The organism is Rugosibacter aromaticivorans (genome assembly GCF_000934545.1).
GTDB lineage: Bacteria > Pseudomonadota > Gammaproteobacteria > Burkholderiales > Rhodocyclaceae > Rugosibacter > Rugosibacter aromaticivorans.
In genome coordinates this window covers 1,784,447-1,811,045 of the sequence record NZ_CP010554.1, presented here as the reverse complement: position 1 = coordinate 1,811,045, position 26,599 = coordinate 1,784,447, and the positions used below count along the sequence as shown (strand labels likewise).

At 56.1% G+C, this 26,599-nt stretch carries 30 protein-coding genes, 1 other RNA gene and 1 pseudogene; 12 read left to right on the top strand and 20 right to left on the bottom strand.

What is annotated here, in order from left to right; genetic code table 11:
- Positions 1–49: 49 nt before the first annotated feature.
- Positions 50–946, top strand: a complete 897-nt coding sequence (locus tag PG1C_RS09035) for a glycosyltransferase family 2 protein (RefSeq protein WP_202634477.1) — start codon at positions 50–52, stop codon at positions 944–946.
- Between the two features lie 14 nt (positions 947–960).
- Positions 961–1,836, top strand: coding sequence for an NAD-dependent epimerase/dehydratase family protein (locus PG1C_RS09030; RefSeq protein ID WP_237218127.1), 876 nt, complete (start codon positions 961–963; stop codon positions 1,834–1,836).
- Positions 1,837–2,081: 245 nt separating this feature from the next.
- On the opposite strand, the gene PG1C_RS09025 is transcribed toward PG1C_RS09030, so the two are convergent.
- On the bottom strand, positions 2,082–2,741 hold the full coding sequence (locus PG1C_RS09025) for a HipA domain-containing protein (protein WP_237218126.1): 660 nt from the start codon (positions 2,739–2,741) through the stop codon (positions 2,082–2,084).
- Between PG1C_RS09025 and PG1C_RS09020 the strand changes: the two genes are divergently transcribed.
- Entirely contained in the window at positions 2,680–3,804 is a 1,125-nt protein-coding gene (locus PG1C_RS09020) for a Fic family protein (RefSeq protein WP_237218125.1), read from the top strand. The two genes, PG1C_RS09025 and PG1C_RS09020, sit on opposite strands and share 62 nt — an antisense overlap.
- Positions 3,805–4,125: 321 nt before the next feature.
- On the opposite strand, the gene PG1C_RS15015 is transcribed toward PG1C_RS09020, so the two are convergent.
- Both PG1C_RS15015 and PG1C_RS09010 read right to left on the bottom strand, forming a co-directional pair.
- Positions 4,126–4,314: a cation transporter gene (locus tag PG1C_RS15015; RefSeq protein ID WP_237218339.1), complete on the bottom strand. Its 189-nt coding sequence runs from the start codon at positions 4,312–4,314 to the stop codon at positions 4,126–4,128.
- A gap of 491 nt (positions 4,315–4,805) precedes the next feature.
- The gene (locus tag PG1C_RS09010) at positions 4,806–5,693 is read right to left on the bottom strand and encodes a LysR family transcriptional regulator (protein WP_202634474.1); all 888 of its coding nucleotides are present in this window, start codon (positions 5,691–5,693) and stop codon (positions 4,806–4,808) included.
- 133 nt (positions 5,694–5,826) lie between these two features.
- Between PG1C_RS09010 and PG1C_RS09005 the strand changes: the two genes are divergently transcribed.
- From PG1C_RS09005 to sorB, 6 genes are all read left to right on the top strand, one after another.
- The gene (locus PG1C_RS09005; RefSeq protein WP_202634473.1) at positions 5,827–6,954 is read left to right on the top strand and encodes a YeiH family protein; all 1,128 of its coding nucleotides are present in this window, start codon (positions 5,827–5,829) and stop codon (positions 6,952–6,954) included.
- A gap of 211 nt (positions 6,955–7,165) precedes the next feature.
- Entirely contained in the window at positions 7,166–7,411 is a 246-nt protein-coding gene (locus tag PG1C_RS09000) for an anti-sigma factor (RefSeq protein ID WP_202634472.1), read from the top strand.
- Positions 7,412–7,426: 15 nt separating this feature from the next.
- The gene (locus PG1C_RS08995) at positions 7,427–7,879 is read left to right on the top strand and encodes a DUF305 domain-containing protein (protein WP_202634471.1); all 453 of its coding nucleotides are present in this window, start codon (positions 7,427–7,429) and stop codon (positions 7,877–7,879) included.
- Positions 7,880–7,913: 34 nt separating this feature from the next.
- Positions 7,914–9,308 (top strand): YVTN family beta-propeller repeat protein, encoded by a 1,395-nt coding sequence (locus PG1C_RS08990; RefSeq protein WP_202634470.1) that lies wholly within the window; start codon positions 7,914–7,916, stop codon positions 9,306–9,308.
- A 129-nt stretch (positions 9,309–9,437) separates the two neighbouring features.
- The gene (gene sorA / locus PG1C_RS08985) at positions 9,438–10,688 is read left to right on the top strand and encodes a SorA family sulfite dehydrogenase catalytic subunit (protein ID WP_237218124.1); all 1,251 of its coding nucleotides are present in this window, start codon (positions 9,438–9,440) and stop codon (positions 10,686–10,688) included.
- A gap of 10 nt (positions 10,689–10,698) precedes the next feature.
- On the top strand, positions 10,699–11,340 hold the full coding sequence (sorB, locus tag PG1C_RS08980) for a SorB family sulfite dehydrogenase c-type cytochrome subunit (protein ID WP_202634469.1): 642 nt from the start codon (positions 10,699–10,701) through the stop codon (positions 11,338–11,340).
- Positions 11,341–11,415: 75 nt separating this feature from the next.
- Here sorB and PG1C_RS08975 read toward each other — a convergent pair whose 3' ends face one another.
- The 4 genes and pseudogenes from PG1C_RS08975 to PG1C_RS08960 all read right to left on the bottom strand — a co-directional run bounded on the left by PG1C_RS08975 (position 11,416) and on the right by PG1C_RS08960 (position 13,461).
- Complete coding sequence (locus PG1C_RS08975; RefSeq protein WP_284431748.1) at positions 11,416–12,171, bottom strand: sulfite exporter TauE/SafE family protein; 756 nt, start codon at positions 12,169–12,171, stop codon at positions 11,416–11,418.
- Between the two features lie 176 nt (positions 12,172–12,347).
- The gene (locus PG1C_RS08970; protein WP_237218123.1) at positions 12,348–12,680 is read right to left on the bottom strand and encodes a DUF6691 family protein; all 333 of its coding nucleotides are present in this window, start codon (positions 12,678–12,680) and stop codon (positions 12,348–12,350) included.
- Positions 12,681–12,702: 22 nt separating this feature from the next.
- A pseudogene (locus PG1C_RS14860) lies at positions 12,703–13,130 on the bottom strand (YeeE/YedE family protein).
- A gap of 34 nt (positions 13,131–13,164) precedes the next feature.
- Positions 13,165–13,461: an ArsR/SmtB family transcription factor gene (locus PG1C_RS08960; RefSeq protein WP_202634467.1), complete on the bottom strand. Its 297-nt coding sequence runs from the start codon at positions 13,459–13,461 to the stop codon at positions 13,165–13,167.
- A gap of 100 nt (positions 13,462–13,561) precedes the next feature.
- Here PG1C_RS08960 and PG1C_RS08955 point away from each other — a divergent pair, with 100 nt between their 5' ends.
- Together PG1C_RS08955 and PG1C_RS08950 are read left to right on the top strand one after the other, a co-directional pair.
- Positions 13,562–14,311 (top strand): MBL fold metallo-hydrolase, encoded by a 750-nt coding sequence (locus PG1C_RS08955; RefSeq protein ID WP_202634466.1) that lies wholly within the window; start codon positions 13,562–13,564, stop codon positions 14,309–14,311.
- Positions 14,312–14,334: 23 nt separating this feature from the next.
- Complete coding sequence (locus PG1C_RS08950) at positions 14,335–14,760, top strand: protein tyrosine phosphatase family protein (RefSeq protein ID WP_202634465.1); 426 nt, start codon at positions 14,335–14,337, stop codon at positions 14,758–14,760.
- 381 nt (positions 14,761–15,141) lie between these two features.
- Here PG1C_RS08950 and PG1C_RS08945 read toward each other — a convergent pair whose 3' ends face one another.
- The 8 genes from PG1C_RS08945 to merT form a co-directional block, all read right to left on the bottom strand.
- Entirely contained in the window at positions 15,142–16,401 is a 1,260-nt protein-coding gene (locus tag PG1C_RS08945) for an MFS transporter (RefSeq protein WP_202634464.1), read from the bottom strand.
- Positions 16,398–17,141: an MBL fold metallo-hydrolase gene (locus PG1C_RS08940; protein ID WP_202634463.1), complete on the bottom strand. Its 744-nt coding sequence runs from the start codon at positions 17,139–17,141 to the stop codon at positions 16,398–16,400. Before PG1C_RS08940 ends, PG1C_RS08945 begins: the two co-directional genes overlap by 4 nt.
- Positions 17,142–17,188: 47 nt before the next feature.
- Positions 17,189–17,860 (bottom strand): ArsR/SmtB family transcription factor, encoded by a 672-nt coding sequence (locus tag PG1C_RS08935; protein ID WP_202634462.1) that lies wholly within the window; start codon positions 17,858–17,860, stop codon positions 17,189–17,191.
- 613 nt (positions 17,861–18,473) lie between these two features.
- Positions 18,474–19,004, bottom strand: a complete 531-nt coding sequence (locus tag PG1C_RS15110) for a hypothetical protein (protein ID WP_479687745.1) — start codon at positions 19,002–19,004, stop codon at positions 18,474–18,476.
- Between the two features lie 17 nt (positions 19,005–19,021).
- Complete coding sequence (gene merA / locus PG1C_RS08925; protein WP_202634461.1) at positions 19,022–20,668, bottom strand: mercury(II) reductase; 1,647 nt, start codon at positions 20,666–20,668, stop codon at positions 19,022–19,024.
- Positions 20,665–20,910: a mercury resistance system transport protein MerF gene (gene merF, locus PG1C_RS08920; protein ID WP_202634460.1), complete on the bottom strand. Its 246-nt coding sequence runs from the start codon at positions 20,908–20,910 to the stop codon at positions 20,665–20,667. The genes merA and merF overlap by 4 nt, the downstream gene beginning before the upstream one ends.
- 2 nt (positions 20,911–20,912) lie before the next feature.
- A complete protein-coding gene (merP, locus tag PG1C_RS08915) occupies positions 20,913–21,239 on the bottom strand; it encodes a mercury resistance system periplasmic binding protein MerP (RefSeq protein ID WP_479687744.1) in 327 nt (108 codons plus the stop codon).
- 13 nt (positions 21,240–21,252) lie between these two features.
- Entirely contained in the window at positions 21,253–21,603 is a 351-nt protein-coding gene (merT, locus tag PG1C_RS08910) for a mercuric ion transporter MerT (protein ID WP_202634459.1), read from the bottom strand.
- Positions 21,604–21,674: 71 nt separating this feature from the next.
- Here merT and merR point away from each other — a divergent pair, with 71 nt between their 5' ends.
- On the top strand, positions 21,675–22,082 hold the full coding sequence (merR, locus tag PG1C_RS08905) for an Hg(II)-responsive transcriptional regulator (protein WP_202634458.1): 408 nt from the start codon (positions 21,675–21,677) through the stop codon (positions 22,080–22,082).
- Positions 22,083–22,460: 378 nt separating this feature from the next.
- On the opposite strand, the gene ssrA is transcribed toward merR, so the two are convergent.
- The 5 genes from ssrA to PG1C_RS08880 form a co-directional block, all read right to left on the bottom strand.
- Positions 22,461–22,823: a transfer-messenger RNA gene (ssrA, locus tag PG1C_RS08900) on the bottom strand.
- Positions 22,824–22,882: 59 nt separating this feature from the next.
- A complete protein-coding gene (locus PG1C_RS08895) occupies positions 22,883–23,560 on the bottom strand; it encodes an HAD-IA family hydrolase (RefSeq protein WP_202634457.1) in 678 nt (225 codons plus the stop codon).
- Positions 23,553–24,260, bottom strand: coding sequence for a bifunctional 2-polyprenyl-6-hydroxyphenol methylase/3-demethylubiquinol 3-O-methyltransferase UbiG (gene ubiG / locus PG1C_RS08890; protein WP_202634456.1), 708 nt, complete (start codon positions 24,258–24,260; stop codon positions 23,553–23,555). Before ubiG ends, PG1C_RS08895 begins: the two co-directional genes overlap by 8 nt.
- A 68-nt stretch (positions 24,261–24,328) precedes the next feature.
- Positions 24,329–25,000, bottom strand: a complete 672-nt coding sequence (locus PG1C_RS08885) for an OmpA family protein (protein WP_202634455.1) — start codon at positions 24,998–25,000, stop codon at positions 24,329–24,331.
- Positions 25,001–25,174: 174 nt separating this feature from the next.
- Complete coding sequence (locus tag PG1C_RS08880; protein WP_202634454.1) at positions 25,175–26,506, bottom strand: TRZ/ATZ family hydrolase; 1,332 nt, start codon at positions 26,504–26,506, stop codon at positions 25,175–25,177.
- Between the last annotated feature and the right edge of the window lie 93 nt (positions 26,507–26,599).

The following is a 26,599-nucleotide window of genomic DNA, read 5'->3' as shown; positions in this document are numbered from 1 at the left end:
GGCGGCGGTAACTGCCCCGATTGATTCGATAGAGGATTTTTTGGAAAAAATGACATCAACAATAACACCTCAACTTTCCGCCATCGTTGTTAATTACAACGCGGGTGCATTGTTGCGTTCATGTGTCGATTCTCTGCTGCATTGCCCGATGGAGGTGGAAGTGATCGTCATCGATAACGCATCAAAAGATGGCAGCCTGAGTGCCGTGCAGAATCTGCCTTGTGTGCAGGTGATCAGCAACACACAGAATCGTGGTTTTGCCGCCGCCTGTAATCAGGGTATTGAGGTTGCCAAAGCCGATAATCTGCTTTTTCTGAACCCCGATTGCACATTTGTTCCCGGAACCTTGGCGGAGCTTTTGTTGCATTTGCGAGCAGATCCCAAAGCCGGTATGGCCGGTGGTCTGCTGGTGAATCCGGATGGCACTGAGCAGGGCGGGGGGCGGCGTGCCGTGCCCACGCCGTGGCGGTCTTTTGTGCGGGCGTTCGGGTTATCCAAATTTTCTCACCGCTGGCCGAAGCTGTTTTTTGATTTTCATTTGCATAGGCAGCCCTTGCCGGATGGCTCGATTGAAGTTGAAGCGATTTCCGGCGCCTGCATGTTGGTGAAGCGTGAAGTGCTTGTTCAGGTAGGGCATTGGGATGAAGCATATTTCTTGCATTGCGAAGATTTGGATTGGTGCATGCGGATACGGCTGGGTGGCTGGAAGGTGCTTTTTGTTCCCTCAGCCAAGATTACCCATGCACTGGGTGTGTGCAGCAAAAGTCGCCCTTTCTTTGTTGAGTGGCACAAGCACCGTGGCATGGTCCGCTTTTATCGCAAGTTTTTCCGACATCAGTACCCCGGTGTCCTGATGTGGTTGGTGGTGATGGGTGTGTGGCTGCGCTTCGGGATAGTGGCGTGCTATCAGGCGGCAAAGCGTTTGCTGGCCAGGGTTAGGGGCTAACGTTGCAATGGCGCGTGGGAGTGCTGGGAGCTTCCAGTCTTGTTGGGGAGTGTCTGCTGCCTTTGCTTGCCGATGCGGATTGGCAGGTGGTGGCTTATTCGCGGGGCGCGCCCGGCCATGGCGTCGATGGAGTTGAGTGGCGGCAGTTGCCATTGGCTGAATCCCCTTCACCCCAGCCCTCTCCCCAAAGGGGCGAGGGCGTTACGTCACACTGGATATGTGTCGCGCCCATTTGGGTATTGCCAAACTATTTTTCGCTGATCGAGGCCGCTGGCGCACGGCGTATTGCGGTTTTATCTTCTACTAGCCGCTTTACAAAAGTCGGCTCTGGCGATACGGCGGAAAATGCCATCGCGGTGAGGTTGATCGATGGTGAAGCAAGTGTGCGCGAATGGGCGGCAAGCCGTGGCATTGAGTGGGTGATCCTCCGCCCTACGCTGATCTATGGTTATGGGCGAGACAAAAATATCGCCGAAATTGCCCGCTGGGTTCGCCGGTTTGGTTTCTTTCCATTGCTGGGCAAGGCCCTGGGTTTGCGTCAGCCAGTCCATGCGGATGATGTGGCCGCTGCGTGTGTGGCGGCATTACTGTCACCTGTGGCCGGCAACAGCGCATATAACCTTTCCGGTGGTGAAACGCTCGCCTATCGTGAAATGGTTGAGCGGATTTTTGCGGCGATGAATCGTCGTGCCAGACTGGTGACGATTCCGCTGAGTGTTTTTCGATTGGTTATCGGCTGCTTGCGGTGGCTGCCCCGTTATCAGCACTGGTCGGCGGCTATGGCTGAACGAATGAACCGGGATCTGGTGTTCGAGCATTCGGATGCGGCGCGCGATCTGAATTTTTCGCCCCGGCCATTTCAGCTTTCTGCTGAAGATTTGCCCACATGAGTAGATAAAATGAACGAAAAAGACTTCTCGCTAGTCGTTTGGCACGGCAGCCAGATTTCGCAGGCAGAGCGTCAAAAACTGTTGAACCAACAACCGATAACACGTTGGCTTACCGGCATCTCACTACCATTGAAAGTGCGCAAGCGAAGCGCTGCGGGTTGGGTTGCCCAACCTTTCATACTCACTACGGCCCATTTGATTCCCAAATGCAAAATTGAACCCGTGTCCGCCGATGTTGTTTGCGGCTATTCATCGGATGTTCCAATGCCAGCAACAGAGTCAGTGAGTCGCTGAATCGTCAGCGCACAGCGCCGATCAATCAGCGTGGTGATCTGCTCGACCAAGGGGTGACGAGCAAATCCGCTGTGTGGATCGGTCTGGAGTTTGCGAGCGGTAAACGGCAGAGACTTCGCCAGTGCCAGAATGCGCTTGCGAGCCTGTGTCTTGGCGAGGCCAGTCCCCTCTGCAAATCGATCCCAGTGCTGCACTTGGACTTCGCTGAACTTGTACTTGCTACCGATCTTCATGGCCATCTTGGGCATGAGTGTCGGATACACCGCTGTCGAGAGGGCGTCGTAGAGCGGCGCTAAGACAGGGATCTTGCTCGAATACAGTAATGAGAAATTCTTGGCATGCGCATCGTGGTTGCCGATCAGTGCGTTGAAGATCACATAGTCGAGCAATCGCAGCACCTGCGGGGCACTCGGGCGTGTGACACGGCGTACCAGCGCGAAACACTGCGCGAGATCCGGGCCACCTTCGTTCTGGTATTTCATTTCGGGCGCCTGGCCGACGTCGGCATGGCCTTGCGCGACCAAGCCAGTCTGTGCGCTCACCGAGGACGTGGTCAAGACCAGCGAGATCGAGGGAGAGCACCTCAGCGTCGAATCCGTACGTTCGTCCATCGCCCGCCGGCTCGGTGTGGATATCGGTGCGTTGGCCCCCGTCGATCGACACGTCGAAGGCGTGGTCGAGATGGTGCTCGACGCCACCGCCAACTGCAAAGCCCCCGTCACTCGGGAGCGCCTGTTTGGTTGGCACGCCGCGCTCTTTCCTACTGGCTATTCCGGTCTCTCCAAGATCAACGTCGGTGGCTGGCGCGACGATGCCAGCGGATCGATGCAGGTGGTATCCGGCCCCATCGGCCATCAGCGGGTGCACTTCGAAGCCCCTCCGGCGGATCGTTTGGAAAACGAAATGGGCTACTTTCTCGGCTGGGTCAATGGCGAGTCGAATGAGCCGCCGCTCATCAAGGCGGGACTCGCGCATTTGTGGTGCATCACCTTGCATCCCTTCGACGATGGTAACGGCCGTATTGCCCGTGCCATTGGCGACCTGCTGCTGGCGCGCGCCGACGGCAGCCCGCAGCGCTTCTACAGTCTGTCGGCGCAGATCCAGCGCGAGCGCAAGGCCTACTACGACATCCTGGAGCGCACCCAGAAAGGGTCGCTTGGCGTCACCGAGTGGCTCACCTGGTTCCTTGCTACCTTGCATCGCGCCGTTGATCAGGCGCAGCATGCCTTCGATGCCGTGCTGGCCAGGGCGCGGTTCTGGCAGCACGTTGCCGGCACGCCGATGAACGAGCGACAGGTGAAACTGATCAATCGGTTGCTTGACGGCTTCGACGGCAAGCTCCCCAGCAGCAAGTGGGCGGCGATTGCCAAGTGTTCGCCGGACACGGCACTGCGCGATATCAATGAACTCGTGGCGTATGGCGTGTTGCGCAAGTCTGCGGCCGGTGGGCGCAGCACCAGCTACGAGCTGAACGAGCTTCTTCCGCAATTTCGGATGGAACTATCACGAGTTCGCGCCGAGAACGTACGGTTCAGGATGGAGAATGACAGCCTAAAAAAGCGACGGCGTCTCCCAAGGGGACAACTGGAAACGCCACGCATTCTACGCTCGGCTACGTCTCGCCAGAAAAATTCCTGGATACGTGGGTCAGCACTCGGCATGAGAAAGAATTGACGGCATGATGCAGATGGGCTGAAGAGGCAAAACAGAGGGGATCTCCCTTGTTTAATATGTTGCGATGATGTGAAAGCATTCTTTAATACGATCGCAAGGTATTAAGTTTTTCTTTAGCACCACTGAATGGAGAGGGGAGAGAGCTCAGGATTCATCACCCAGATACAGCGTGGTGAGAGGATGTTTTCGACGACCTTCAGCGCTGCGGCCATGGCGGCACCTCCGCTGCCGATGAAGGCGATATACAGGCCACCCGCACTGCCGCTGGCCTTGTTTTAGTGCCGTCAGCCCCCCATCTGGTCGAGTAGGCCCTTTCGTGCCTCAGCTTGCGAAGCATGGCGTGGCCCGATAGCCGAGACCAGCCACGGCTGCAATGAGCGTCGCTAACGGCGTGCCGGGGGTGGTGGCGAGTTGTACGATTCCTTTCGGATAGGACACGACTGCCGAGTGTACGCCCGGGATTTGCTTCAAGGCTTCCCTGACGTGCGCAGCGCATGAGTCGCAGGTCATTCCTGTCATTCGCAATTGAATCATGTAAAGCTTCCTCTATCGTGTCTGCAACGACGAACAGCATCGTTAACCGCAGTTCAGTGCGCATTCGCAGCCGTCGAAAGCGCAGGCGACAAAAAACCTCAGATCAGCGGTTGGATTTCAGTCTGGATGAGATCGCGGAACTGCTGAGACTGGAGGACTGAGCACGCTGCCACGAAGCGCGTGCGCTTGCTGACCGCAAACTCAAGGATGTCCATCAAAAACCTTGTGATCTCCAGCACATTGAGTGCGTATTGACCGAGCTTTTCGTCCGCTACTGCGCTGTTAACCGGGATGTGAAATGTCCCCTCATTGCATCAATGCAAGAACATCTGTGACCGGGTTTTCCAAGATCAACGGGCTCGACGCATTAACGGCGCCGGCTGCAATCAACGACTGCGATTGGCCGTGTCTGCCGCTAACAATGCTATCGCCATTCTTGCCCGATAAACACACTGTGATGCTGAAAACTACTTTGTCCATCCGCGACAGAACTGCAGGAAATAGCTCAGCCGTGCCGAAAGAATTTTGTGTTGACTGTAAATCAGGTAAAAATGACGGTTGAGTGTAAGAAGCGTCGTCCTGACCTCTACCAGTTGACCCAATGCGATCAAGTCGTCAGCCACATAACGTGACAGGCAAGCAATGCCCAGTCCCGCTGCCGCTGCACGCTTGATCGCCTCCGCGTTGCTGAATTCACCGACAGGGCGCAAGTAGTGCAAATGCGGCACCAACGCGTGTTCCACCGCCTCACGCGTGCCCGAACCTGGTTCTCGCAAGAGCCAGCCCGCCGCGCGCAACGTCTTGACAGAAACCCTGTTGCTCTTCTTGTCCTTTATCATTGGATGGTCGGCGGCACACACAATAATAAGCTCATCTTGAAGCCAGGGTTCTACGTGCATGTCCGGTTCATGGCACGGCCCTTCGATCAGGCCGATGTCGACTTCGAAATTCGCGACCGCTTGTGCAATATCCGCCGTATTGGCAATCATGACGCGGGGATACATATCGGACCCATGGGCGGCGTAGGCACCCAGTATCGCCGGCAGAAGATAATTGCCGATGGTCGTGCTGGCGCCAATATGCAAACCGATTCCCGTGGATGTATCGGCCGTGGTGAATTGTTGCTCGATGGTTGCCCCAGCGTCCAGCATCTGCCTGGCCTGGGGCAACAGCAAACGACCGTTGTCGTTGAGAATAAGCCGCTTGCCGATCCGGTCGAACAACTTAACGTTTAAAACGGCTTCCAGCTCATTGAGCGCGGCGCTGGTCGCCGACTGTGACAACGCAATCATGTCGGCCGCAGCCGTTGTGCTGCCTGTCCGGGATATGGCCAGGAATATTTGCAGCTGCCTCAATGTCAGTCGCATCGCATTAATTAACCGATTTAATAGCTTAATTATACATAAATAAGTCGTTTTACTAGTTATTTGCCGGCACCTACACTGCGCAGCATACGGACTTGATCCGCCTGTTATGTGGAGAATAAAAATGCATGCGCCGATCCCTGTCACCGTTTCTGAATCGTGGCTTACCATCAGAAGCCTCTTTGTACAGTACGTCGCGCCGCTATGGCCCGGTTTGGCGCTAAGCGGTCTCGTCGCTGGCGTTTCAATTGAGCTAGGCAAAGTGGCGTGGCTCGCGTCACACGGCTTGAGCGCGTTAACGATTGCCATCATGCTCGGCATTGCGCTCGGCAACACAGTATTTGCTCGGATGGCTTCGCATTGCGGCGCGGGGGTCGCCTTTTCCAAGCAAAATCTGCTGCGACTCGGCATCGTTCTGTATGCATTCCGGCTTACCTTTCAGGATATCGGCCAGGTTGGCATGGCCGGTGTTACGATCGACGCACTCATGCTGACGTCAACCTTTGCGCTGGCGATGCTGCTGGGCACCAAAGTGTTCAAGCTGGATCGTCATACCGCGATCCTGATCGGTGCCGGCAGCTCGATTTGCGGCGCTGCGGCCGTGATGGCCACCGAGCCGGTAGTACGCAGCCGCGCTGAACAGGTTACCGTCGCAGTATCGACCGTTGTTGTATTCGGCACGCTGGCTATCTTTCTTTACCCGCTGCTGTATCGATTTAATCTGCAATGGCACCTATTCGACACGTCGCCATCGGCGTTTGGCATCTATGCCGGATCGACCATCCACGAAGTAGCACAAGTGGTGGCAGCGGCACGTTCAGTCAATCAAGAGGCAGCCAATACGGCGGTCATCGCGAAGATGGTGCGCGTCATGATGCTGGCGCCGTTTCTGATCATTCTTTCTGCCTATCTTGCGCGAGAAAAGAAATCTGGTTTTCGAAATCTCGTGGCCGCCACGCAGCACAGTGGCAAAGCTGGCGGTCGTCTGGCAATTCCGTGGTTCGCCTTTGTTTTCATTGCAATGGTCGGATTGAATTCGGCAGCACTGTTGCCGCGTGATTTGGTGGCAGACGCGATTAGTCTCGATACCTGGCTGCTGGCGATGGCAATGGCGGCGCTTGGGCTGACCACCCATTTGTCAGCGATTCGCCGGGCCGGGATCAAGCCATTGCTGCTGGCTATGCTGCTCTTTGCGTGGCTCGTAATCGGCGGTGTTGCAATCAATTGCTTTGTCATGGCCTTATTTGGCTGACGCCCGACCATTCAGGATGGTGCCTGGCAAATAGCACCAAAGAAAAAAATATTTTGAAATGGATGGAATAGTTTGGCCAGCTCTCTCGTATCCGCAGATGTAGGCAATTCAAGCTCGCTGACCAAACCGAATAGAACGACTCTTTAACTAACCAACGGAGCTTAACCATGAAACATCTCGTTATTGCCACAACCCTTTATTTGACAATGATGTGGCGGAAGGCGGAAAAAGCACTTGCAACACGTATCACGATGCTACCGGTCAGTGCCTGATCTTGCATGTCTCCACTGAGCAAGCGCAAAATAAGGATATCGGCTTCCGTTTTGCGCAAGAAGGGCCGGCCAACGTGTTTCACTGGATCGACGGCAAGTTCGGCTGCGTATTGTCAGCCGGCATCAATGAAAGCGAACTGGCTCGTGTCGCCAATGTCGTCTGCGAGCAGCTTGAGAAACCATGATGAACGGGATACTTTGTGCGTAACATTGCAAAAATCGCTTTAATTTTTCGAATTGCCGCTGCCGGCGTGTTCATAATTGCCGCCGCGCCTGCGGGTGCCCAACAGACGCATCAGCATCATGGTTCCTCTGCTGGCACACCACCTGCATCATTCGTCGCCAGCACCGCCAAGCCTTTTGCTGCCCTGATGGACGATGCGATGGCCGTGATGGATGACGGCATGAAACACGCGCCGATGAACGGCGTGGTAGAACACGATTTCGTCACGATGATGATGCCCCATCATCAGGGGGCAATCGACATGGCAAAAGCGCTGCTGCTTTACACAAAAGACCCGGAACTGAAAAATCTGGCGCAGGGCATCATTACCGAACAGCAAAACGAAATTCGCGTCATGCAGGCGTGGTTGCAGCGCTATCAGGCACAACAATCCAGTGACTTAAGACCCGCCTTACAACCTTCCAAATGAACTAACCCGATTCCCAATACAGAAAGAGTAAACCATGAAAACTTTTCCCCTGCTTTCCGTCACCGCTGCCGGCGCCTTGATCGTCAACCTGGCATGGGCGGTGCCTGCTGCACAAGACCGCGTCTACACCGCCGACCAGAACAGCAACACCGTCTCGGTCATCAATCCGTCCACTAACATGCTGCTAGGCCAGATCAAGCTGGGCAATCAGCGTCCCGATGTGCTGTCGCCACTGTACAAGGGCGAGATCAATGTGCACGGCCTCGGATTTTCACCAGATCACCAAACCCTGATCGCGGTTTCCAATGGCTCCAATTCGGTCACCTTCATCGATACCGCCACCAACAAGGTCAAGGGCACGACCTATATCGGCCGCTCGCCGCATGAAGGCTTTTTTACCGCTGACGGCCGCGAAGTGTGGGCGGTGGTGCGCGGTGAAAACTACATATCGGTAATCGATCCGAACACGTACAAGGAAACCGGACGCATTAACACGACCGCTGGTCCCGGCATGGTGCTGTTCCATCCCAATGGCAAGCAGGCATTTGTCGTCTCCAGCTTCAATCCGGTGGTCGAGATCATCGACGTGAAGTCGCACAAGGTCGTCAAGCAAATCAAGGTCGTCAGCCCGTTCTCGCCATTCCTGCAATTCACGCCCGACTTCAAGGAAGTTTGGATGACCCACAAGGACGTCGGCAAGGTCACGCGCATCGATACCGGGAAGCTTGAAGTCAAAGGCGTGTTTGACACCGGGATGATCACCAATCACCTGGGCTTTGCCAAAACGGACGGCGGCACCTTCGCCTACATCACCATCGGTGGCGAGAACGCGGTCAAGGTATTTACCATGGACAATGTGCCCAAGCTGGTGGCGACGATACCAGTCGGCGCGCTGCCGCACGGCATCTGGGCGTCCGATGACGGTAGCCGGATGTATGTCGGACTGGAAAACGGCGACGCTGTCGATGTGATCGATACTGCCAGCAACAAGGTCATTGCGCGCGTGCCAGTCGGTCAGGCGCCGCAGGCGCTGGTGTACGTGTCGCACGCCGTGCCGGCAGGAGAAGGCACCGCCAACTTGGTTCCGCGCGTCAATAGCGAGCCCATCAATATTGCATTGAAGCCCGTATCTGGCGCAGGTAAAGGTTTCGTCGTCGCACGCAACCTGGGGGTGATCGATTCGCTGGAGGTATCGCTCTTCAAGCTCAAGCCGCAAACTGTCTACAGCGTGTACGTGAGCGGCCAGAAGACCCCGGTCGCCAGCTTCAAGACCAACCCGATGGGGATGGCCAACGGTACGGCGATCGGCCCTTTGCGCGAAGTGGTGAATACGCTTTCGGCCAAGGATGCGGGACCGAGCAAGATCATTGTGATGGAAGGGGAAGCGCCTGCTGATAGCGCAAAGGCGGTGTTGGTCAGCGGAGCGTGATTTTTAAGCGGACATGCCATATTTGATATCCATGTGGATCAGCATGGCCTTCTGGAATATCTCGTGTAACTCGATAGTATTTATCATTACTTGATGAAGGTATTTAAAAACAACCAGGAGACAGGGGTAATGAAAACAAAACAGGAATTTTCGATGGCAGTGCAAAAACGGCGTGCATTCTTGCGGCATACCGGCACACTCGGCGTCGCCTCGGCAATGGGAAGTCACGCGCTTGCGGCACTGGCGGCTGACGTCTTGCGCGTGACGCTCCCGTTCGACAATGGTGAGCGTGAACTGGTCGCATTCCCGCAGAAGCGGCCAATGATTTTACTGACCAGCCGGCCGCCACAGCTGGAAACGCCGTTCGCCGTTTTCAATGAAGGCGTGTTGACGCCAAACGATGCGTTTTTCGTGCGCTATCACTGGAGCGGTATTCCCACCTCGATCGACCCGGCCACGTATCGGCTGCGCGTCGGGGGCAGCGTCAACACACCGCTCGAATTGTCACTCGACGCATTGAAGCAGTTGGCCGATCCGGTCGATCTGGTTGCGGTCAACCAGTGCTCAGGCAACAGTCGCGGCCATTTCATACCGCGCGCCAACGGCGGCCAATTGTCGAACGGTGCGATGGGCAATGCGCGCTGGACCGGCGTGCCGCTGAAGAAAGTGCTGGAAAAAGCCGGCGTCAAGGCCGGTGCGGTTCAGGTGTCGTTCAACGGCCTCGAGCAGCCGCCGGTGGGCGACGGCCCGGATTTCGTCAAGGCGCTCAACATCGACCACGCGCTGGATGGGGAGGTGATGCTGGCGTGGCAAATGAACGGCGCCGATCTGCCGTTTCTGAACGGTTATCCGGTGCGTCTGATTGTGCCCGGCTATTACGGCACGTACTGGGTCAAGCATGTGTCCGACATCCAGGTGGTCGACAAGGTGTTCGACGGCTTCTGGATGAGCACGGCCTACCGTATTCCCGACAACAATTGCGCCTGCGTGGAACCCGGCACGGCCCCTGCGAAAACCACGCCGATCAATCGCTTCAATGTGCGCTCTTTCATCACCAGCCTCGCCGATGGCGCGCAGGTACGCGCGGGCCGCGAAACCATTGTGCGTGGAATTGCTTTCGACAGCGGATACGGCATCACCGAGGTGGCCTTCTCTGCTGACAGCGGTCAGACCTGGCATGGGGCCCGTTTGGGCAAGGACCTCGGCAGATATTCGTTCCGAGAGTGGACCGTAGCGTTCAAGCCACCACGCACGGGTGCTTATGAGTTGAAAGTGCGCGCAGTCAACCGCATCGGGCAGAGCCAGCCGCTGACGGCGCTGTGGAATCCGATGGGGTACATGCGCAACGTGGTCGAAACCACGCGCGTCGTTGCCGTATAAGGGGATAGCGATGATGAAAACCACCAACCTCGGTGCAGCGCTGATTGCAAGTGCCGTATTGCTGTCGGGAAATACGGCACTTGCTTTGGATGTCGCGATGCCGCCTGAAACCGCCACCTACCGTGCGAGCGATTTGCCCGGCTATCAGCTAGTCCAGCGCAATTGCATGACCTGTCATTCAGCGCAGTATGTCGCCACGCAACCACCGGGTTCGCCGCGTGCTTACTGGGAGGCGACCGTCAAAAAAATGAAAAAGCCGTTTGGTGCGGAGTTCGCCGACGAAGATGTGCCGGCCATGGCGGATTATCTGGTCAAGACCTATGGTGCCGAACGCACAGCGGCGTCGAGCGTCGCGCAATTACCAGTCGCCAAGCTTGCAGCGTCGGCGGTTGCCACAACGCTGCGCGATGCGCAGACGCTCTTGAAGGCAAACAATTGCTCGGCGTGTCATGTGCTTGATAAACGGGTCGTTGGGCCGGCATTCAAGGAAATTTCAGCGAGGTATACCGGCAAGGCCGATGCAGTTGATCAGGTCTCGCGCAACATTCGGGCAGGCGGGGCGGGGAAATGGGGCAACGTCCCGATGCCCCCGTACGATCAACTCAAGGAGGTGGATGCGCAAACCCTGGCTCGTTACGTGCTGTCGCAATGAGCAGGTAAATTTGGTCCTTCCTTGCAAATGGCAGCAGGCGCGTAGTTACTGCGCAATCTATTCGCCTGAGTGCTGCTACAGGAAGGATTTGCCAATCATGCCGATAGCCACCAATGCTGAAACAGCTGCAAAACCTTTTTGCAGGTGCGGCCCTGCCAGCCGCGATGCAATCAGACGGCTGCCCATTATTCCCGCGAGGGTGCCAGCAAGCGCGCTGGGCGCTATGCTTCTCATTGACACCAGTGCGATGACCGCCAATGAGGTCGCGACGATGGATTGCATCGCCAGGTCCGTATAGTGTTGCAAGGCCGGAACCATTACAAAAAAACCGTCGCCGACACCCAGCAGGTCGGCAACGGTGCCAGTCAACGCCAGGGCACGTGTGCAGCGGGTAGTCCAGATGAACCGGCCGTTGCCATTGTCTCGAACGCAAGGCGGCGAGCGGCGACCCTGTTGTCCATCACCAGTCGGTTGATCTTGGACTTGCCGAAACGTCCGATAGGCAACGAAGAGCAGGACGATGGCAAAAAGCGGGCTGAGCCAGCGGTTATCCATCCTGTTGGCCAGCCAAACACCGAATGGTGATAACAGCACACCTGTCCCAGTCACCAACAAAGCGGCTTTGTAGCGCACCGTGCCAGCTTTCAACCCCAACCCAGCGCCAAGCGCGGCTGCCAACTCCACGGCCAGCAAGCCAATGGGACCCTCCTGGGCGACACTTAGCCCCACCCCGAAAATCAGCAACGGAACGGCCTGTATCCCGCCGCCAGCACCGGTCAGCGCGAGAATGACACCCATAATCAAACCAAGTCCGACACTAACTGACACCATAGTCCCCTTGATTCATCGTCGTGCCGTCCCCTACGGCATGCACAGGATATTTTCGAATTCGCCATGCAAAAGAACCGCGACGAAGGGCCGTTATTCCGGTTCCTTTGCAGAGGACCGAGTGCGTCGCTCTTGAATTTCAAAAACCACCATCCCCGCCAGCATGGCTATTGTGAAAATCAACGACTTGCTACCACGGCAGAGCCGGGACAATACCCGGTCAGACCCCAGCCGGCACCAAAGGTTGATCCTCCAAGGATCAGCCGGCGGTCAATCTGCCGTGCAGTGGGCAGGCGCATGGGCCCTCCCAGGATTGCACTGGAGCGCGTCGCGGCGAACCGGAAGACAAACAAGCCAACCAGAACCGCGCCACCCATGACAAAGGCGAGCGACGGATCCCATTTGCCGGCGAGGTCGAGAAAGCCGATCACTTTGACGGGATCGGACATGCCCGAAATGATCAGGCCAAGCCCGAAGATCAGACCGGCGATCAGTGCCATCAACACTTGCATGATGCTCTCCTTGGAATGCCGTTCAAGCGATCAGGTGACGAACGATAAATACGGTCACAAAGCCGGCCAGCATGAACGAAGCCGTAGCCGACCATCGAGCGCGGAGAAAGACGGGAGAGGCCACTTACCCCATGACCACTGGTGCATCCCGAACCATAGCGGGTGCCGACACCAACCAGAAGGCCCGCGACGATGAGTGCGGCAATATCAGCCGATGCGCACCGCGGGCAGTGGCGCAGCAAGAACATAGACTAGCGGAGCGGCCAGCAAACCCAAGAGGAAGGCCATGCGCCATCCGATGTCCCCTGGCGCAGACCGAAACAGCCCGCCGACGATGCCACTGATGCCGGCAATCCTTCCATTGAACAGCAGGAACATCGCGGTAGAAACGCCAATCAGCAACCCATCCGCCAAGGAAGACCAAGGCGTAAAATTTATCCAGTCAATCATTTTTCCCTCTCTCGTCGACATTGCAAAACTGCGCTTAAAGCGCTTGCATGACAGCCAATGCCTCTTTACTCGCGATACTGTAAAAAATCTGTTTGCCTTCGCGTCGCGTATTGACCAAACGTTCTTCGCGCAGGACACCGAGTTGTTGCGAAAGTGTAGGCTGCAAGATGCCAACTAATTCTTCCAGCTCGCTTACGCACTGTTCTCCTTGGCTGAGTTGGCACAGTAAAAGCAGACGGCCTGGGTTAGCCAGGGCTTTCAGCAAGCTGTTGGCTTGCGTAGCGGCAAGCCGCATGGCTTGGATGTCTAAATTTTTGGGTGCAATTGTCATGACGCGATTCCGGGAAACAGCCGATTCGCTTACATTATATTTTTTTATAGTATATAATTAAGTATAAATTTATGCGTGCAGCCCCACAAGGAGAGTTCCCATGATCTTTCGCCAACTGTTTGAACCCTTGTCGAGTACTTACACCTACTTGTTAGGCTGCGAGGAAACCGGGCAGGCGATATTGATTGATCCGGTGATCGTCACGATAGAGCGTGACTTGGCGGAAATCACCCGGCTCGGCTTGACGCTGGCCTATAGCGTCGATACCCATATCCATGCCGACCACATCACCGCCGCGCGCGAACTGAAAAACAAGGTGGGCAGCAAGATCGCCGCGCCAGCTTTCGATCGCTTGCCCTGTGCCGACGTCGGCATCGAAGAAGGCATGCCGTTCAAGGTGGGGAGCATTGCGTTGCAGCCGTTGCATACCCCCGGCCACACCGCCGGCCATTTCGCTTACCGGTTCGACGACAAGCTATTTACCGGCGATGCGCTGCTGATCGAAGGCTGTGGCCGTACCGACTTCCAAAACGGCGATGCCGATGCCTTGTATAAAAGCGTCACCGGAAAACTGTTTGCACTACCGGACGAGACGCTCGTCTATCCCGCCCATGATTACCAGGATCGGCGCGTTTCCTGCATTGCACAGGAAAAGAAACGCAACCCGCGACTCGGCCAGGAGCGCACACTGGAACAGTTCCGGGAAATCATGGCGAACCTCAATTTGCCTTACCCGAAATTCATCGACTATGCCGTACCGGGCAATCAGCAATGCGGCATCTGTCCGGACCATTTGCCCGAGAATCTGGAGAAATATTGCGGTCACATGACCGAAAGCCCGCAGGGTTAATTAATTAATCGCAGAGGACCACCATGAGCCAGTTTAAGCAAGTCGAAGACGAAATTTTCATCGGCCCGCAGCCGACCGAGCAAGATCTGCAAGAAGCCAAGCAGCAAGGGATACGAACTGTCATCGATTTCCGGCTGCCATCCGAGACGGCGACATCCAATGAGACACTCACAAAAAGTCATGGCTTGGCTTACGTCAATATCCCTGTCAATAAAGCGGCTCTGGCCGCAAACCAGATCGGCGACCTGGATACCGCGATGAAGGACAAGGAAGGCCCGTTTCTGCTGCATTGCGCAACCGGCGCGCGTGCTGCGCTGCTCCTCTCATTGAGCAAGGCAAAGCAACACGGCTGGACAAGCGAGCAGGCATTTGCTGAAGCAAAAAGAATGGGGTGCGATTTGAAAACGTCTGCAGAGTTTTCGACGTTTGTCGCGCAGACACTCGATTAGACCAAGGCCTGTGCCCTGCCATCCGTCTACGTTCTTTAGGAGGGAATATGGCGAACACATCGTCTGCACTGAGGATTGTCATCGTTATTTTTGCCGTCATTGGAGTGATCGGTATGTGGGTAATGCACAGCACGATGATAGGCAGGATGAGCGGCAGCGGAATAGGGCAACCAATGGCGTCGATCTGCAACGGGATGATGGCGGCGCCTGATTCCTGATGCGCTGCTGACTCAAATCACGCTGTTCAATCAGGCGGCTGTTATGCGCTCTGGCTCATCCTGAAGCAGGTCAAGGCGGTGTGGCGGCAGAAGTTGGCTGTCAGCGATTGAACCGCCAAGTCAAGTGCGAGCGACGTCTTTCGCAGTCCGCCAATCACAAAAGCTACTGGCAAATATCCAAACTACGGGGGGCTACGGGCAAGGTTTCGCTCATGCGCAGGGCCGCGATCATTCCGGACGCAAGAGTGAGTACGGCTACGCACCAAATCGCCGTCTCGAGGCCAAATGCATCCGCCACCAAGCCGGAGAGTAATGCCCCCACGGCATAACCCAGGTCACGCCAGAGGCGATAGACGCCCACCGCGGATGCGCGCCACGAGGGGTGCGCCACATCACCGATCGCGGCAAGCAAGGTTGGGTACACCATGGCGGTTCCCAGGCCCAGCAACACGGCACCGGTCGCAAAGCCGACAAAAGTAGAAGTCGCAGCAGTGATCGCGATGCCGGCTGCTTGAACCCACATGCCCGAGGCGATGAGCCACTTTCGCCCAATCCGGTCCGATAGGGCCCCGGTAAATAACTGAGCGATGCCCCAGACCGCCGGGTAGAGCGCAGCCAGCATTCCCACGCGCTCCAGGGTCATGCCTGCCGCCGAAAAAAATAGCGGAAATAGCCCCCACGCCATACCATCGTTAAGGTTATTCACCAGGCCAGCCTGGCTGACACTCGACAGGCTTTTGTCCGTCAGCGAAGTGCGCATGAAGATCGCTTTTTGTGACAAGGGCGGTGCATTCACGTTTGAATTGATCTTTGACTCGTGAGAGACATACTGCCGGGTTTCGCGCACCAGCAGTACTGACAGTGCCAGGCCCACGATCACGTAACCTACCCCGAGATAGAACGGTTGCGGGCGCAAACCATAGTGTGCCGCGACCCAACTGGTCGCCAGTGCGCTGCCTGCGACTGCGAGGTAGCCGGAAAATTCATTGAGGCCCATGGCTAGACCACGTTTTTTGGGTCCGACCAGATCGATCTTCATGATCACGGTCGTTGACCAGGTCAACCCCTGGCTGATCCCCAGCAGCACGTTGGCAGCCACCACCCAGTTCCACGCCGGTGCCCACATCAGCATGAACGGCACAGGGATGGCCACCAGCCAGCCGGCGACGAGTACATGTTTGCGCCCGAAGCGATCGGACCAGCGGCCCGCAAAGTAGTTGGTGGACGCCTTGGCCAGGCCGAAAACCATGATGAACGACAGAATTGCCGCACGTGCGGCGACATGAAACTCCTGCTCGGCAATGGCGGGGAGGATGCTGCGCTCGAGACCTACCATGGCGCCCACAAAGGCGTTGACGAGTACCAGCAGCGAAAACTGCCCCATGTTTTCGCGCAGTCCCAGCCGTACTGGCTGCCCGCTCATGACTTGCAATCCTGCAATCCGCGGTTGACGCGCAGAATCGTTTCCATTTCAGCCGGCGCGGGTGGAACGTCGCTCACGTTGGCGATGAATTGCTCAAGATCTAGCTTCAGCTGCGGATTCCATTGCTTCTCGAAGCCGAGAGTCGACATCGGCTTGCCCGACAAACCCGCACCGCAGGCACTGCCCGCTTGATGAGCAGGATACATTTCAAGCGTATCCGGAAGGCGCAATAACTTCGTGTGAAGCGTTTCGTAAAGCTGTGCCGCCATCTCTCTTTCATGTCCCGCCAGATCCGGGCGGCCGACCGCGCCGACAAATAGCGTGTCACCCGTGATCACGAACCAGGGCGCTTCGCTGCGGCGTTTGTCGGCGACCAACAGGCAAATGCTGTCTGGTGTGTGACCTGGGGTGTGCAGCACCGTGACCTGGACATTGCCTATGTCGAGCACCTGCCCATCTCGCAAGGGCTCGAAGTCATAGGTCACCAGGAGCCGGTCCGACTCGTGCAGGAAATACGGAGCACACACTGCTTGCGCCAGATTGCGGCCGCCGGAGTAGCGGTCGGCGTGCACATGTGTGTCGATCACATGCGTGATGGTGACATTGGCCATCTTGGCCTCGCTGATGAACCAGTCCTCGTCTCCGGCTACCACGTCCACCGCCATGCCTTTACCGAGGCCACCGCAACCGAAGAAGTACGACAGGGACGATTCTTTGGTCGCCAGTTGTTTGAAAAACATGGATTTTCCTTCGCGTTACCATGCCGATTGAATGAAGATAGTCGTTTTCATCTTTTCTCTTCAATTTCGACGGCCAAGCCTGCCGCCTGCCATTCGCTCACACCATCGCGGATTTTGCGGACCCGGTAGCCATGCGACGCCAGTAGCGTGAGCGCCTCATCGGACATCAGGCAGAACGGGCCCCGGCAATAGGCGACGATCTCTTTGTCGCGGGGTAACTCAGCCAGACGTTTTTCGAGCTCAGCCATCGGCATTGATCGGGCAAACGGCAGGTGTGCCACAGCAAACTCGTCGGCCGGACGCACGTCGATCACGATCACCTCACCATTGCGCGCCTGCGCAAGCAGCGTCTCCCGGCTGACCGAAGAGAGCTTGGTGGGGTCGGCGACCATTTGTTCCAGCGCCATTCGCAGCTCCAGCAGGTGCTCCTCGGCCACTTGTCGCAAGACAACCCACAGGGTCGCCACGTCGTTTCCGGTCAGCCGATAAGCCATGTACTTGCCATCACGCCGCGAAGTAACGAGTCGGGCCTCTTTCAACGCCTTCAGATGCGCGCTAGTGAGCTTGATATCGGACGACAACTCCCCTGCCAGTACCTCCACCGTCTTTTCGCCTTGTGCAAGCAATTCCAGCAGTTCGAGCCGCTTCGGACTTGATACGGCTTTACCCACGCGCGCAACTTGCTCGTACAGTAGGTCTTTCAATGAGCGATTATTCATTCTTTAATTCTAACGATAATTAGAATTAAAGACAATTCAAATCATTCGATTTGATTCGTTGTCTTCGTTCGATTGCGCCCGACCAACTTAAAAACGAAACTGAAATTCCGAAAACCTGGCTTCTGCCGTTGTCAGAGCGGGGAGTGGTCACCGGCACGGACGAGACTAGGGATCAACGCTCGGACAATTGACGCACGAATCGAGGGCGACGGCGGGACGTTGCTCACTGGCACAAGGCTTGGAATCGCATTCGCGCGCGCGTCCGCACAAAGAAAAATCCCAACGGCGGCGTCAATCGAATAACTCTCTGAAGGCTTCATGATTACTGAATAAGCTTGAATCATTAGTGAAAGGTTGCCCCCAAAGTTGCCCCTCATTATTCGGCAGCGAGTTCGATCAAGTTCCGAATATCCTCAACCCGCCACGCCGTAATGCGTTCGCCCAAGGTTCGCACAGGTTGCGGGTAGCGTCTGGATTTAACACCCGCCCACCAAGTTGATTTACTGACGGGAATAAGCGCCAGAATCGTGGACTCGCTTTCGAGTTGCCAATAATCTGCGGCAGGCGAAGGTAACCAATTTCAGGCAAGGAGTGAATTTGTGGTTCGCTCATGTTATTCCTCGCCTTCCCGCGCCTTGCGATAGGCTTCTGTCTGCCGCAGGGCTTCGACTCGATCCAGATGAATACGATTGTTGATTGTCGAGAACAAACGGCCCTTGACCCTGGCCTTGCGCTCGACATAGCGGGCAGTAGATTCGCCGCGCAGTCGATGGAAGGTATCGGCCTGATTCATGAAGCTCCTGAATCCCTTTGACAAATTTGTAGTGCCCTCGCGTCCCATGAATACCGCCACATAGCCAAGCCCGGCAGTAAACAGCCGGTCATCAGTTGGCAGATTACTGGAGCGAATGCGCTGCAAAGCAGGTTGTGTAGCATCGCCCCAAGAAGCATTAGAGATAACTTCCCAAAGGGGATGGGTTGGCCAGCGGGATTTATTGCTGTCGCTGTCTAAATGCGCAAGGCGCAGCCATTTTTCGGTGAAGTAGTGCCACAGACCGTCGAGGTTCGCCAGCAGGTAGTCGCGCACCACATGCACACTCACACCGGCATCATGGGCCAGATGGGACACCGTGTAGGCGCTCACGGAACATCTCCTATTTCTCAACCAGCACAACAAGACAGTTGCGTCACGTCCTTGGTAAAGGTCTGCGCGCACAGCTTGAGCCCCTCGACCATCGTCAGGTACGGGAACAACTGGTCAGCCAGTTCCTGCACCGTCATTCGATTACGAATGGCCAGCACGGCGGTCTGGATCAGTTCGCCTGCTTCTGGCGCAACGGCTTGCACCCCAATCAAGCGGCCCGAACTCGCCTCTACCACTAGCTTGATGAAGCCACGGGTGTCAAAGTTGGCCAGCGCACGCGGTACGTTGTCCAGCGTAAGCAGGCGACTGTCGGTCTCGATGTTTTGTGCATGTGCTTCGGCCTCTGTCAAGCCCACGGTCGCCACTTGCGGGTCGGTGAACACGATCGCCGGCATCGTGGCCAGATCGAGGGCAGCGTCCCCACCTGTCATGTTGATGGCCGCACGGGTGCCGGCGGCCGCTGCCACATAAACGAATTGCGGCTGGTCAGTGCAGTCGCCGGCGGCATAAATGTGTGGTGTACTGGTGCGCATGCCTTTGTCGATGACTATGGCTCCCTGCGCAGTGACGGTGACCCCCGCAGCGTCCAGCGCCAGGCTGCGCGTGTTGGGTGCGCGTCCGGTGGCGACTAATAGCTTGTCGGCACGTACTTCACCGTGTTCCGTGGTTAGCACGAATTCATCGTCCACATGTGCGACGTGGCTGGCTTGCGTGTGTTCCAGCACCTTGATTCCTTCGGCACGGAAGGCGGCTGTAACAGCCTCGCCGATGGCCGGGTCTTCGCGGAAGAACAGCGTGCTGCGCGCCAGGATCGTGACCTGGCTGCCCAGCCGGGCGAAGGCTTGCGCCAGTTCCAACGCCACTACCGACGACCCGATCACGGCCAGGCGTTCGGGAATGGTGTCACTCACTAGGGCCTCGGTGGATGTCCAATACGGCGTGTCTTTCAAGCCGGGAATCGGCGGCACGGCCGGGCTGGCACCCGTGGCGACAAGGCAACGGTCGAAGCTCACCACGCGCTCGCCGCCATCGTTCAAACGGATGGTAAGGCTCTGGCCATCTTTGAAACGGGCTTCACCGTGCAGAACGGTGATGGCCGGATTACCGTCCAGGATGCCTTCGTACTTGGCGTGGCGCAGTTCATCGACGCGGGCCTGCTGCTGCGCCAGCAGTTTGCTGCGGTCAATCGCAGGCGCGGTCGCTGCGATGCCGCCGTCGAATGGACTTTCACGGCGCAGATGAGCGATATGGGCAGCGCGGATCATGATCTTGGACGGCACGCAGCCGATGTTGACGCAGGTACCGCCGATGGTGCCGCGCTCGATCAGTGTGACCTTCGCGCCCTGATCCACCGCTTTCAACGCCGCCGCCATGGCTGCACCGCCACTGCCAATGACGGCAATATGCAAACCGGCGCCCTCAAGTGCATCACGTTTTCCTGAATCGTTTTTGAAATCACCAACCCGGATCGCGCCTTGATAACCCAATGCGGCGATGGCGGCCAGCATTTGGTCGTGACTCACGTCTGTGTTCGCTATGACCTGTGCCCGGCTTTCGGGGTAGGACACCACAGCGGCATTCACGCCGGGAATTTTTTCCAAAGCATCTTTGACATGGGTGGCGCAGGAGCCGCACGTCATGCCGTTCACGGTGATTTCTGTCATTTTTTTACTCCAGTGGAATTCGGGGTCCAGCAGGCATCGGCTTGGCGTTTTCGCTGGATGGCGTAGATGGTCAAGCCGATGAAAACCGCCAGCACGGGCAGCAGCACATAGTCCCGGTAGTCGGTGAGAGCGGACAAGCCCACCACGCCAAACATAACCGCCAGAATCGGTGTGAAACAGCACAGTGCCACGAGAACCGTGCTAATGACGCTGGCCCGCAGCAGTGTTTTCCGGTCTTTCATTATTATTTCTTGACCGAAGAAGGATAGCCCGCGTCCTCGGTCGCCTTGGTCAATTTCTGGACGTTGGTTTTGGCGTCGTCGAAAGTGACGACGGCCTCACGCTTGTCGAAATTAACGTCGGTCTTGCTTACACCCTCGACTTTCGAGATGGATTTTTTGACCGTGATCGGACAGGCAGCGCAGGTCATGCCTGGCACGGACAGCGTGACGGTTTGGGTGGCGGCCAACACGGGGGCAACGACGGCGACGAGAGCGAGGGAAGCAAACAGTTTTTTAGTTCCGGCATAACGCGCTTCGCGCATTAACCTGCACTGAAACTTCGTTTTCATGGTGAACTCCTGATTAGTAGAAAAATGGCACAACGTAGGGAAAACCGAGCGCGACCAAGATCAACACGGCCACGACCCAAAAAATGAGCTTGTAGGTGCTGCGCACTTGCGGAATCGCGCAGACCTCGCCCGGCTTGCAGGCTGCGGTTGGTCGGAAGATGCGTCGCCAGGCGAGGAACAGCGCGACCAGCGCCGCGCCGATGAAAACCGGGCGGTACGGCTCCAGCACCGTCAAGTTGCCGATCCAGGCCCCACTGAACCCCAGGGCGACCAGAACCAGCGGCCCCAGGCAACAAGTAGAGGCAAGGATGGCGGCCAGCCCGCCGGCGAAGAGCGCACCGCGCCCGTTTTTTGGTTCAGACATACGTTTATCCTTTCGAAACTGGAATGAATCGCGTAACCTTACTTCCGTAGTCATATACGGAGTCAAGCGATATGCAAACTATTTTTGAGAATCTGACCATTGGCACCTTCGCCAAGGCCGCCGGAGTCAATGTGGAGACGATCCGGTTCTACCAACGCAAGGGCCTGTTGCCGGAGCCGGACAAGCCTTACGGCAGCATTCGCCGGTATGGTAAAGAGGATGTGACGCGGGTGCGCTTCGTGAAATCGGCCCAGCGGCTGGGCTTCAGCCTGGACGAGATCGCCGAACTGCTCAAGCTCGAAGATGGGTCGTATTGTATCGAGGCCCGCGAGCAGGCCGAGCGCAAGCTGGCCGACGTGCGTGCCAAACTGGCCGACCTCACCGGCATCGAGCATGTGCTCGCGGAACTTGTCGAGCGTTGTTGCGAGGCGCGTGGGCGGGTGCGCTGCCCGATGATCGCCGCCCTACAGCAAGCATGACGATGGAGATTCTGAAGACTGGTTACCTGTTTTTGGATACCGCCGTGGCAGCTGCACTTCGCGGACACGGTGGCTCAGTCGGGCCTTACTGCACTCGTTTTTCCACTCTCCGAATCATGGCGATTTCATTCGCCTGCCGATGCCAAAAATCAACCGCTTGATTCGTCAAGATATAACCTATTGATTTGTAATTGGTTGAATCGTGGCTCTTGTGGACTTCCTGCCTCTTCTGGCGAGTGGCGTCGGAGAGAGAGAAAAGGGGGCGATTTTAGCGGTGGCTAGAAAGGTCGAAGTCCGCAAGCACCCGCAGGAACCCTCGTGGGCACGCGGGAGGACGAAAAAAAATGTCCAACCGCACACAGGGTTGGACATCATTATTGGTGGAGGCGGCGGGAATTGAACCCGCGTCCGCAAACCTTCCACAGGCAGCCCTACATACTTAGCCTCGTTATTTGATTTAACGTATCACCCGCCAACGGGCAGGCTGGTAACACGCGGTCTGCTGATTTTTCGTGAAGCGCCGCGCAGCAAGGCACACCCTTAGCTCATATCAATGACACCGCAGCCGGTTTTACCCGGCACCACCTATGAGCAGGTGGCTGCGGCGCTCGCCGGTTTAAGCGGCGAGAGCGAAACGCTCGTCGTTGGCGTTTACTAGTTTCCGGCTGTATTTACGTGGTACTCCGGGCCACGGTATGCACTGCTCTGTTTCTTGATCCACGTCGAAGCCATGTCGCCCCCAGTGGTTGAGTCGTTGTGCCCTTCAGATGTGACTAGAAGTGCGAATTGCAAGCGCTATTCTAGCGAATTGATAGGGCAATGCGGAAAATATCTTGGGGCGATATGGCGATAATGTCAGCATCCCAGTCAGCCAGGGGTTTTTCATTACCTAGATATCCCCACGCGGCGGCGACGGCTTTCATGCCAGCGGCGTGAGCCGCCAGAATGTCGCGTTCGTCGTCACCTACGTAGATGCAAGATGCAGGCTGAATGGTTGCCATGCGTGCGGCCATGAGCAGAGGGGCGGGGTGTGGTTTGGGGTGAGATGCGCTATCACCAGCGACTAAACAGATTGCTCGATGCTGTAAGCCAAGCCCATCAACGAGCGGGGCGGCAAAACGTAGTGCTTTGTTAGTGACGATTCCCCAGGGAATGTTCAGGCTGTCCAGACGATCAAGGCACTCGGCGATGCCATCAAAAAGACAAGTTTCGTTGTGAACATTTTTTTCGTACAGCGCAAGAAAACGTTCTTGCGCGGCAGGATATGCCGGATTTTCTGGATGGAGGTTCATACCGGCAAGAAGTAATCCCCTTGCACCGGCTGCAACATGAGGGCGCAATTCCATCAAGGGGAGCGGTGGCAAACCATGCTCGCAACGTAGTTTGTTCAGCGCACCAGCTAAATCAGGTGCGGTATCGGCAAGGGTGCCATCAAGGTCGAAAAAGATGGCAGAGGTATTTGCTGTTGCCTCAGTCATTCCGTTGCGCACGTAACAGATAGTTAACCTGGGTATCCGATGTCAGGCTACATCTCCGTGTAAACGGGTTGTAGTTCAAGCCAACCACTTCCGTTACTGTTAGTCCGGCCCGGCGACAATAGGTAGCGAGCTCGGCAGGCTTGATGAAGTGGTTGTAATCATGGGTGCCGCGAGGCAAAAGCTTGAGAGCATACTCAGCGCCTAATACAGCGAACAACCATGCTTTGGGATTGCGGTTAAGGGTGGAAAAAAATACCTGTCCGCCAGGTTTTACCAGATTGGTGCAGGCTTGAATCACACTCGCTGGGTTTGGAACATGCTCAAGCATTTCCAGGCAGGTGACGACGTCAAAACTAGCTGGTACTTGCAGTGCCATCGCTTCGACAGAAATGAGCTGGTAATCGACGGCTTGGCCGCTTTCGAGCAAATGAAGCTTGGCAACTGCTAGTGTTTTCTCGGCCAGGTCAATTCCTGTGACTTTGGCACCGAAAGTTGCCATGCCTTCGCTGAGTAAGCCACCACCACAACCAACATCGAGTACCCGTTTGCCTTGCAGGCGGGTATGCCGCTCAATCCACTCAAGGCGAATAGGGTTGATGTCATGCAGGGGTTTAAATTCCGAATTAGGATCCCACCAGCGGTGAGCTAGTTCGCTAAATTTTTTTAGTTCAGCAGGGTCGACATTCATTCTTTGTTCCATGGCATTTGCTTTCAGGTTAACAAAAAAAGCCCTGCCAGGCAGGGCTTTTTTTGAACTTACGGGAGCAATTACTGTGCTTTAGTACCGATGAGTTCGATGTCAACACGACGGTCGGGTTGCAGGCAGGCAATCACTTTTTTGCTCTTTGGACCTTTGCAATCGCCAGGTTTTGTGACGGGCTGTGTTTTACCTTTACCTTCTGCAAAAACACGATTGGCATCGACGCCTTTACCCACCAAATATGCCTTAACCGCTGCGGCACGTTTTTCGGAAAGTTTTTGGTTATAAGCCTCCGAACCCAGGCGGTCAGCATGGCCGGTGGCAATGATCACTTCCAGGTTGATGTCTTTTGTGCTTTCAGCCAGTTTATCCAGCTTGCCTTTGCCTTCGCTGCGTAGCGTTGCTTTGTCGAAATCAAACAGAGCGTCAGCTGAGAGGGTTATTTTTTGGGCAGCCGGCTTCGGTGCTGGTGCTGGAACGGGTGCTGGAGCAGGTGCAGCCGGTTCAGGGGCGGCTTCTTTTTTCACCAGATCAGGGTCGCATTCTTCAATGGCCAAGGCTGGCGTCCAGTAGCCATCACGCCAGCAAAGGCCTGTGCCGCTTTTGGCGACATAGCCGCGCTGGTCAATAACATAGCCCACTGTGCCAGCAGTATCGACGCCTGGGGTTTGTGCAAAAGCGGCGGCAGAGAAGCCGAGTAATGCTGACAACAGCACAGAGTGTTTGGCACGCAAAATCATGGTGAGTTCCTTGTAGTGGTTAAGGGGTATGGTAAGTAGGTAAAGCCTAGAGTAAAAAACCCGAGGCCTTAATATAATCCAAAAATAGGGGGGAAGTAAATGAAGTAAATGAAGACAACACGGAAAGAAAGCCTGAAAAGTAGCGGTATTGATTTTAAATAATAAAAGACAAGCTCAATAGGCTAAACGATTATGCCATATGTTTGTGTGCGCTAATAGCTGCTGTACATCAATATTTGATGGCAGATTTTCTTGCATCTGGAGTTTGCCTGCGACCCAAGTATGGGTAACGTTATCTCTTCCCGCGGTGTAGACAAGATGGGAGGCGGGGTCAAAGCAGGGTTGCAGCATCCAGTCATCAATACGTACTGCACAAAGGTCGGCTGCTTTGCCTGGGCGCAGTGAACCAATCTGGTGATCAAGCCCTAAAGCGCGGGCGCCATTAAGCGTGGCGGCCTGTAGCGCCTGATGCGCGGTGAGGGCTGCTGCATCCTCGCTAACACCCTTGGCTAACAGGGCAGACAGGCGCATTTCTTGAAAAATATCGAGTCGATTGTTCGAGGCGGCGCCATCTGTACCTAGCCCAAAGTTGATACCTCGTTGGTGTATATCGCTTATCGCAGGAATTCCGCTGCCTAGTTTGAGATTCGATGTAGGACAAAGGGCAACGTGGCAACCCGTGTGGCTTAACTGATCAATTTCAGCGGCTTCGAGATGTACGGCGTGGACGGCGATGAATTGTGGCCCTAGCAGGCCGAGCGTATGCAGTCTTTGAATAGGGCGAACCCCGTATTGTTTGATGCTTTCTGCAATCTCGTTCGGAGTTTCGTGTAAATGGGTGTGGATCGGGAGTTCCAGCTGGGCAGATAGCGTGGCAATTTTTTCGAAGGTTTTGTCTGTCACTGTGTAGGGTGCGTGTGGTGCCAGGCAAAAGCTTAATAAAGGATGGTCTTTGCACGCGTCCCGTAAGGTCAGCCCCTTTGAGAGATAGTCGTCCGCATCTGCTGCGTAGTTGGTGGGGTGGTCCAGTACAACAAGACCTAGCGCTGCACGCATGCCGGATTGACGCACGGCATCGACTGCGGCTGCCGGGAAAAAATACATGTCATTAAAGGTCGTGATGCCGCCGCGAAGCATTTCAGCACAGGCGAGAAGCGTGCCTGTGCGGACGAAATCCATGGTGAGATGGCGTGCCTCGGCGGGCCAAATGCGCTCGGTGAGCCAGGTGGTTAGTGGTAAATCGTCAGCGTAACCGCGCATAAGGGACATTGCGGCGTGGGTGTGCAGGTTGACCAACCCAGGCAGAAGTACATGGCCGGGCAAATCAAGTTCTTCACGTGACGAATAGCGCTCCAGTGCCTTGTCGTACGGTAGCACGTCAACAATACGGCCATCATTTACCGCCAAGGCATGATCAGATAATGTGACGCCAGTTGGCTCAATGGGGATGATCCACTTTGGGTGAATCAGCAGATCGATAGCGACTTGTGAATTTTCTGAGTTCATGCCTGAATTCAATCAGATTCAGGCGGTTCAGACAACCGTTAGATTCTCCCACGCATGCTAAAATCGCCAGCTTTTATCGCTATCGCCCTGCCG

Excerpts from the sequence above, each read along its gene's own strand:
- PG1C_RS09035 (WP_202634477.1), top strand. The coding sequence starts at position 50 with ATGACATCAACAATAACACCTCAACTTTCCGCCATCGTTGTTAATTAC.
- PG1C_RS09025 (WP_237218126.1), bottom strand. The coding sequence starts at position 2,741 with ATGGACGAACGTACGGATTCGACGCTGAGGTGCTCTCCCTCGATCTCG.
- PG1C_RS15015 (WP_237218339.1), bottom strand. The coding sequence starts at position 4,314 with ATGACCTGCGACTCATGCGCTGCGCACGTCAGGGAAGCCTTGAAGCAA.
- PG1C_RS09005 (WP_202634473.1), top strand. The coding sequence starts at position 5,827 with ATGCATGCGCCGATCCCTGTCACCGTTTCTGAATCGTGGCTTACCATC.
- PG1C_RS08990 (WP_202634470.1), top strand. The coding sequence starts at position 7,914 with ATGAAAACTTTTCCCCTGCTTTCCGTCACCGCTGCCGGCGCCTTGATC.
- sorA (WP_237218124.1), top strand. The coding sequence starts at position 9,438 with ATGAAAACAAAACAGGAATTTTCGATGGCAGTGCAAAAACGGCGTGCA.
- sorB (WP_202634469.1), top strand. The coding sequence starts at position 10,699 with ATGATGAAAACCACCAACCTCGGTGCAGCGCTGATTGCAAGTGCCGTA.
- PG1C_RS08975 (WP_284431748.1), bottom strand. The coding sequence starts at position 12,171 with ATGGTGTCAGTTAGTGTCGGACTTGGTTTGATTATGGGTGTCATTCTC.
- PG1C_RS08970 (WP_237218123.1), bottom strand. The coding sequence starts at position 12,680 with ATGCAAGTGTTGATGGCACTGATCGCCGGTCTGATCTTCGGGCTTGGC.
- PG1C_RS08960 (WP_202634467.1), bottom strand. The coding sequence starts at position 13,461 with ATGACAATTGCACCCAAAAATTTAGACATCCAAGCCATGCGGCTTGCC.
- PG1C_RS08955 (WP_202634466.1), top strand. The coding sequence starts at position 13,562 with ATGATCTTTCGCCAACTGTTTGAACCCTTGTCGAGTACTTACACCTAC.
- PG1C_RS08950 (WP_202634465.1), top strand. The coding sequence starts at position 14,335 with ATGAGCCAGTTTAAGCAAGTCGAAGACGAAATTTTCATCGGCCCGCAG.
- PG1C_RS08945 (WP_202634464.1), bottom strand. The coding sequence starts at position 16,401 with ATGAGCGGGCAGCCAGTACGGCTGGGACTGCGCGAAAACATGGGGCAG.
- PG1C_RS08940 (WP_202634463.1), bottom strand. The coding sequence starts at position 17,141 with ATGTTTTTCAAACAACTGGCGACCAAAGAATCGTCCCTGTCGTACTTC.
- PG1C_RS08935 (WP_202634462.1), bottom strand. The coding sequence starts at position 17,860 with ATGAATAATCGCTCATTGAAAGACCTACTGTACGAGCAAGTTGCGCGC.
- merA (WP_202634461.1), bottom strand. The coding sequence starts at position 20,668 with ATGACAGAAATCACCGTGAACGGCATGACGTGCGGCTCCTGCGCCACC.
- merF (WP_202634460.1), bottom strand. The coding sequence starts at position 20,910 with ATGAAAGACCGGAAAACACTGCTGCGGGCCAGCGTCATTAGCACGGTT.
- merP (WP_479687744.1), bottom strand. The coding sequence starts at position 21,239 with ATGAAAACGAAGTTTCAGTGCAGGTTAATGCGCGAAGCGCGTTATGCC.
- merT (WP_202634459.1), bottom strand. The coding sequence starts at position 21,603 with ATGTCTGAACCAAAAAACGGGCGCGGTGCGCTCTTCGCCGGCGGGCTG.
- merR (WP_202634458.1), top strand. The coding sequence starts at position 21,675 with ATGCAAACTATTTTTGAGAATCTGACCATTGGCACCTTCGCCAAGGCC.
- PG1C_RS08895 (WP_202634457.1), bottom strand. The coding sequence starts at position 23,560 with ATGACTGAGGCAACAGCAAATACCTCTGCCATCTTTTTCGACCTTGAT.
- ubiG (WP_202634456.1), bottom strand. The coding sequence starts at position 24,260 with ATGGAACAAAGAATGAATGTCGACCCTGCTGAACTAAAAAAATTTAGC.
- PG1C_RS08885 (WP_202634455.1), bottom strand. The coding sequence starts at position 25,000 with ATGATTTTGCGTGCCAAACACTCTGTGCTGTTGTCAGCATTACTCGGC.
- PG1C_RS08880 (WP_202634454.1), bottom strand. The coding sequence starts at position 26,506 with ATGAACTCAGAAAATTCACAAGTCGCTATCGATCTGCTGATTCACCCA.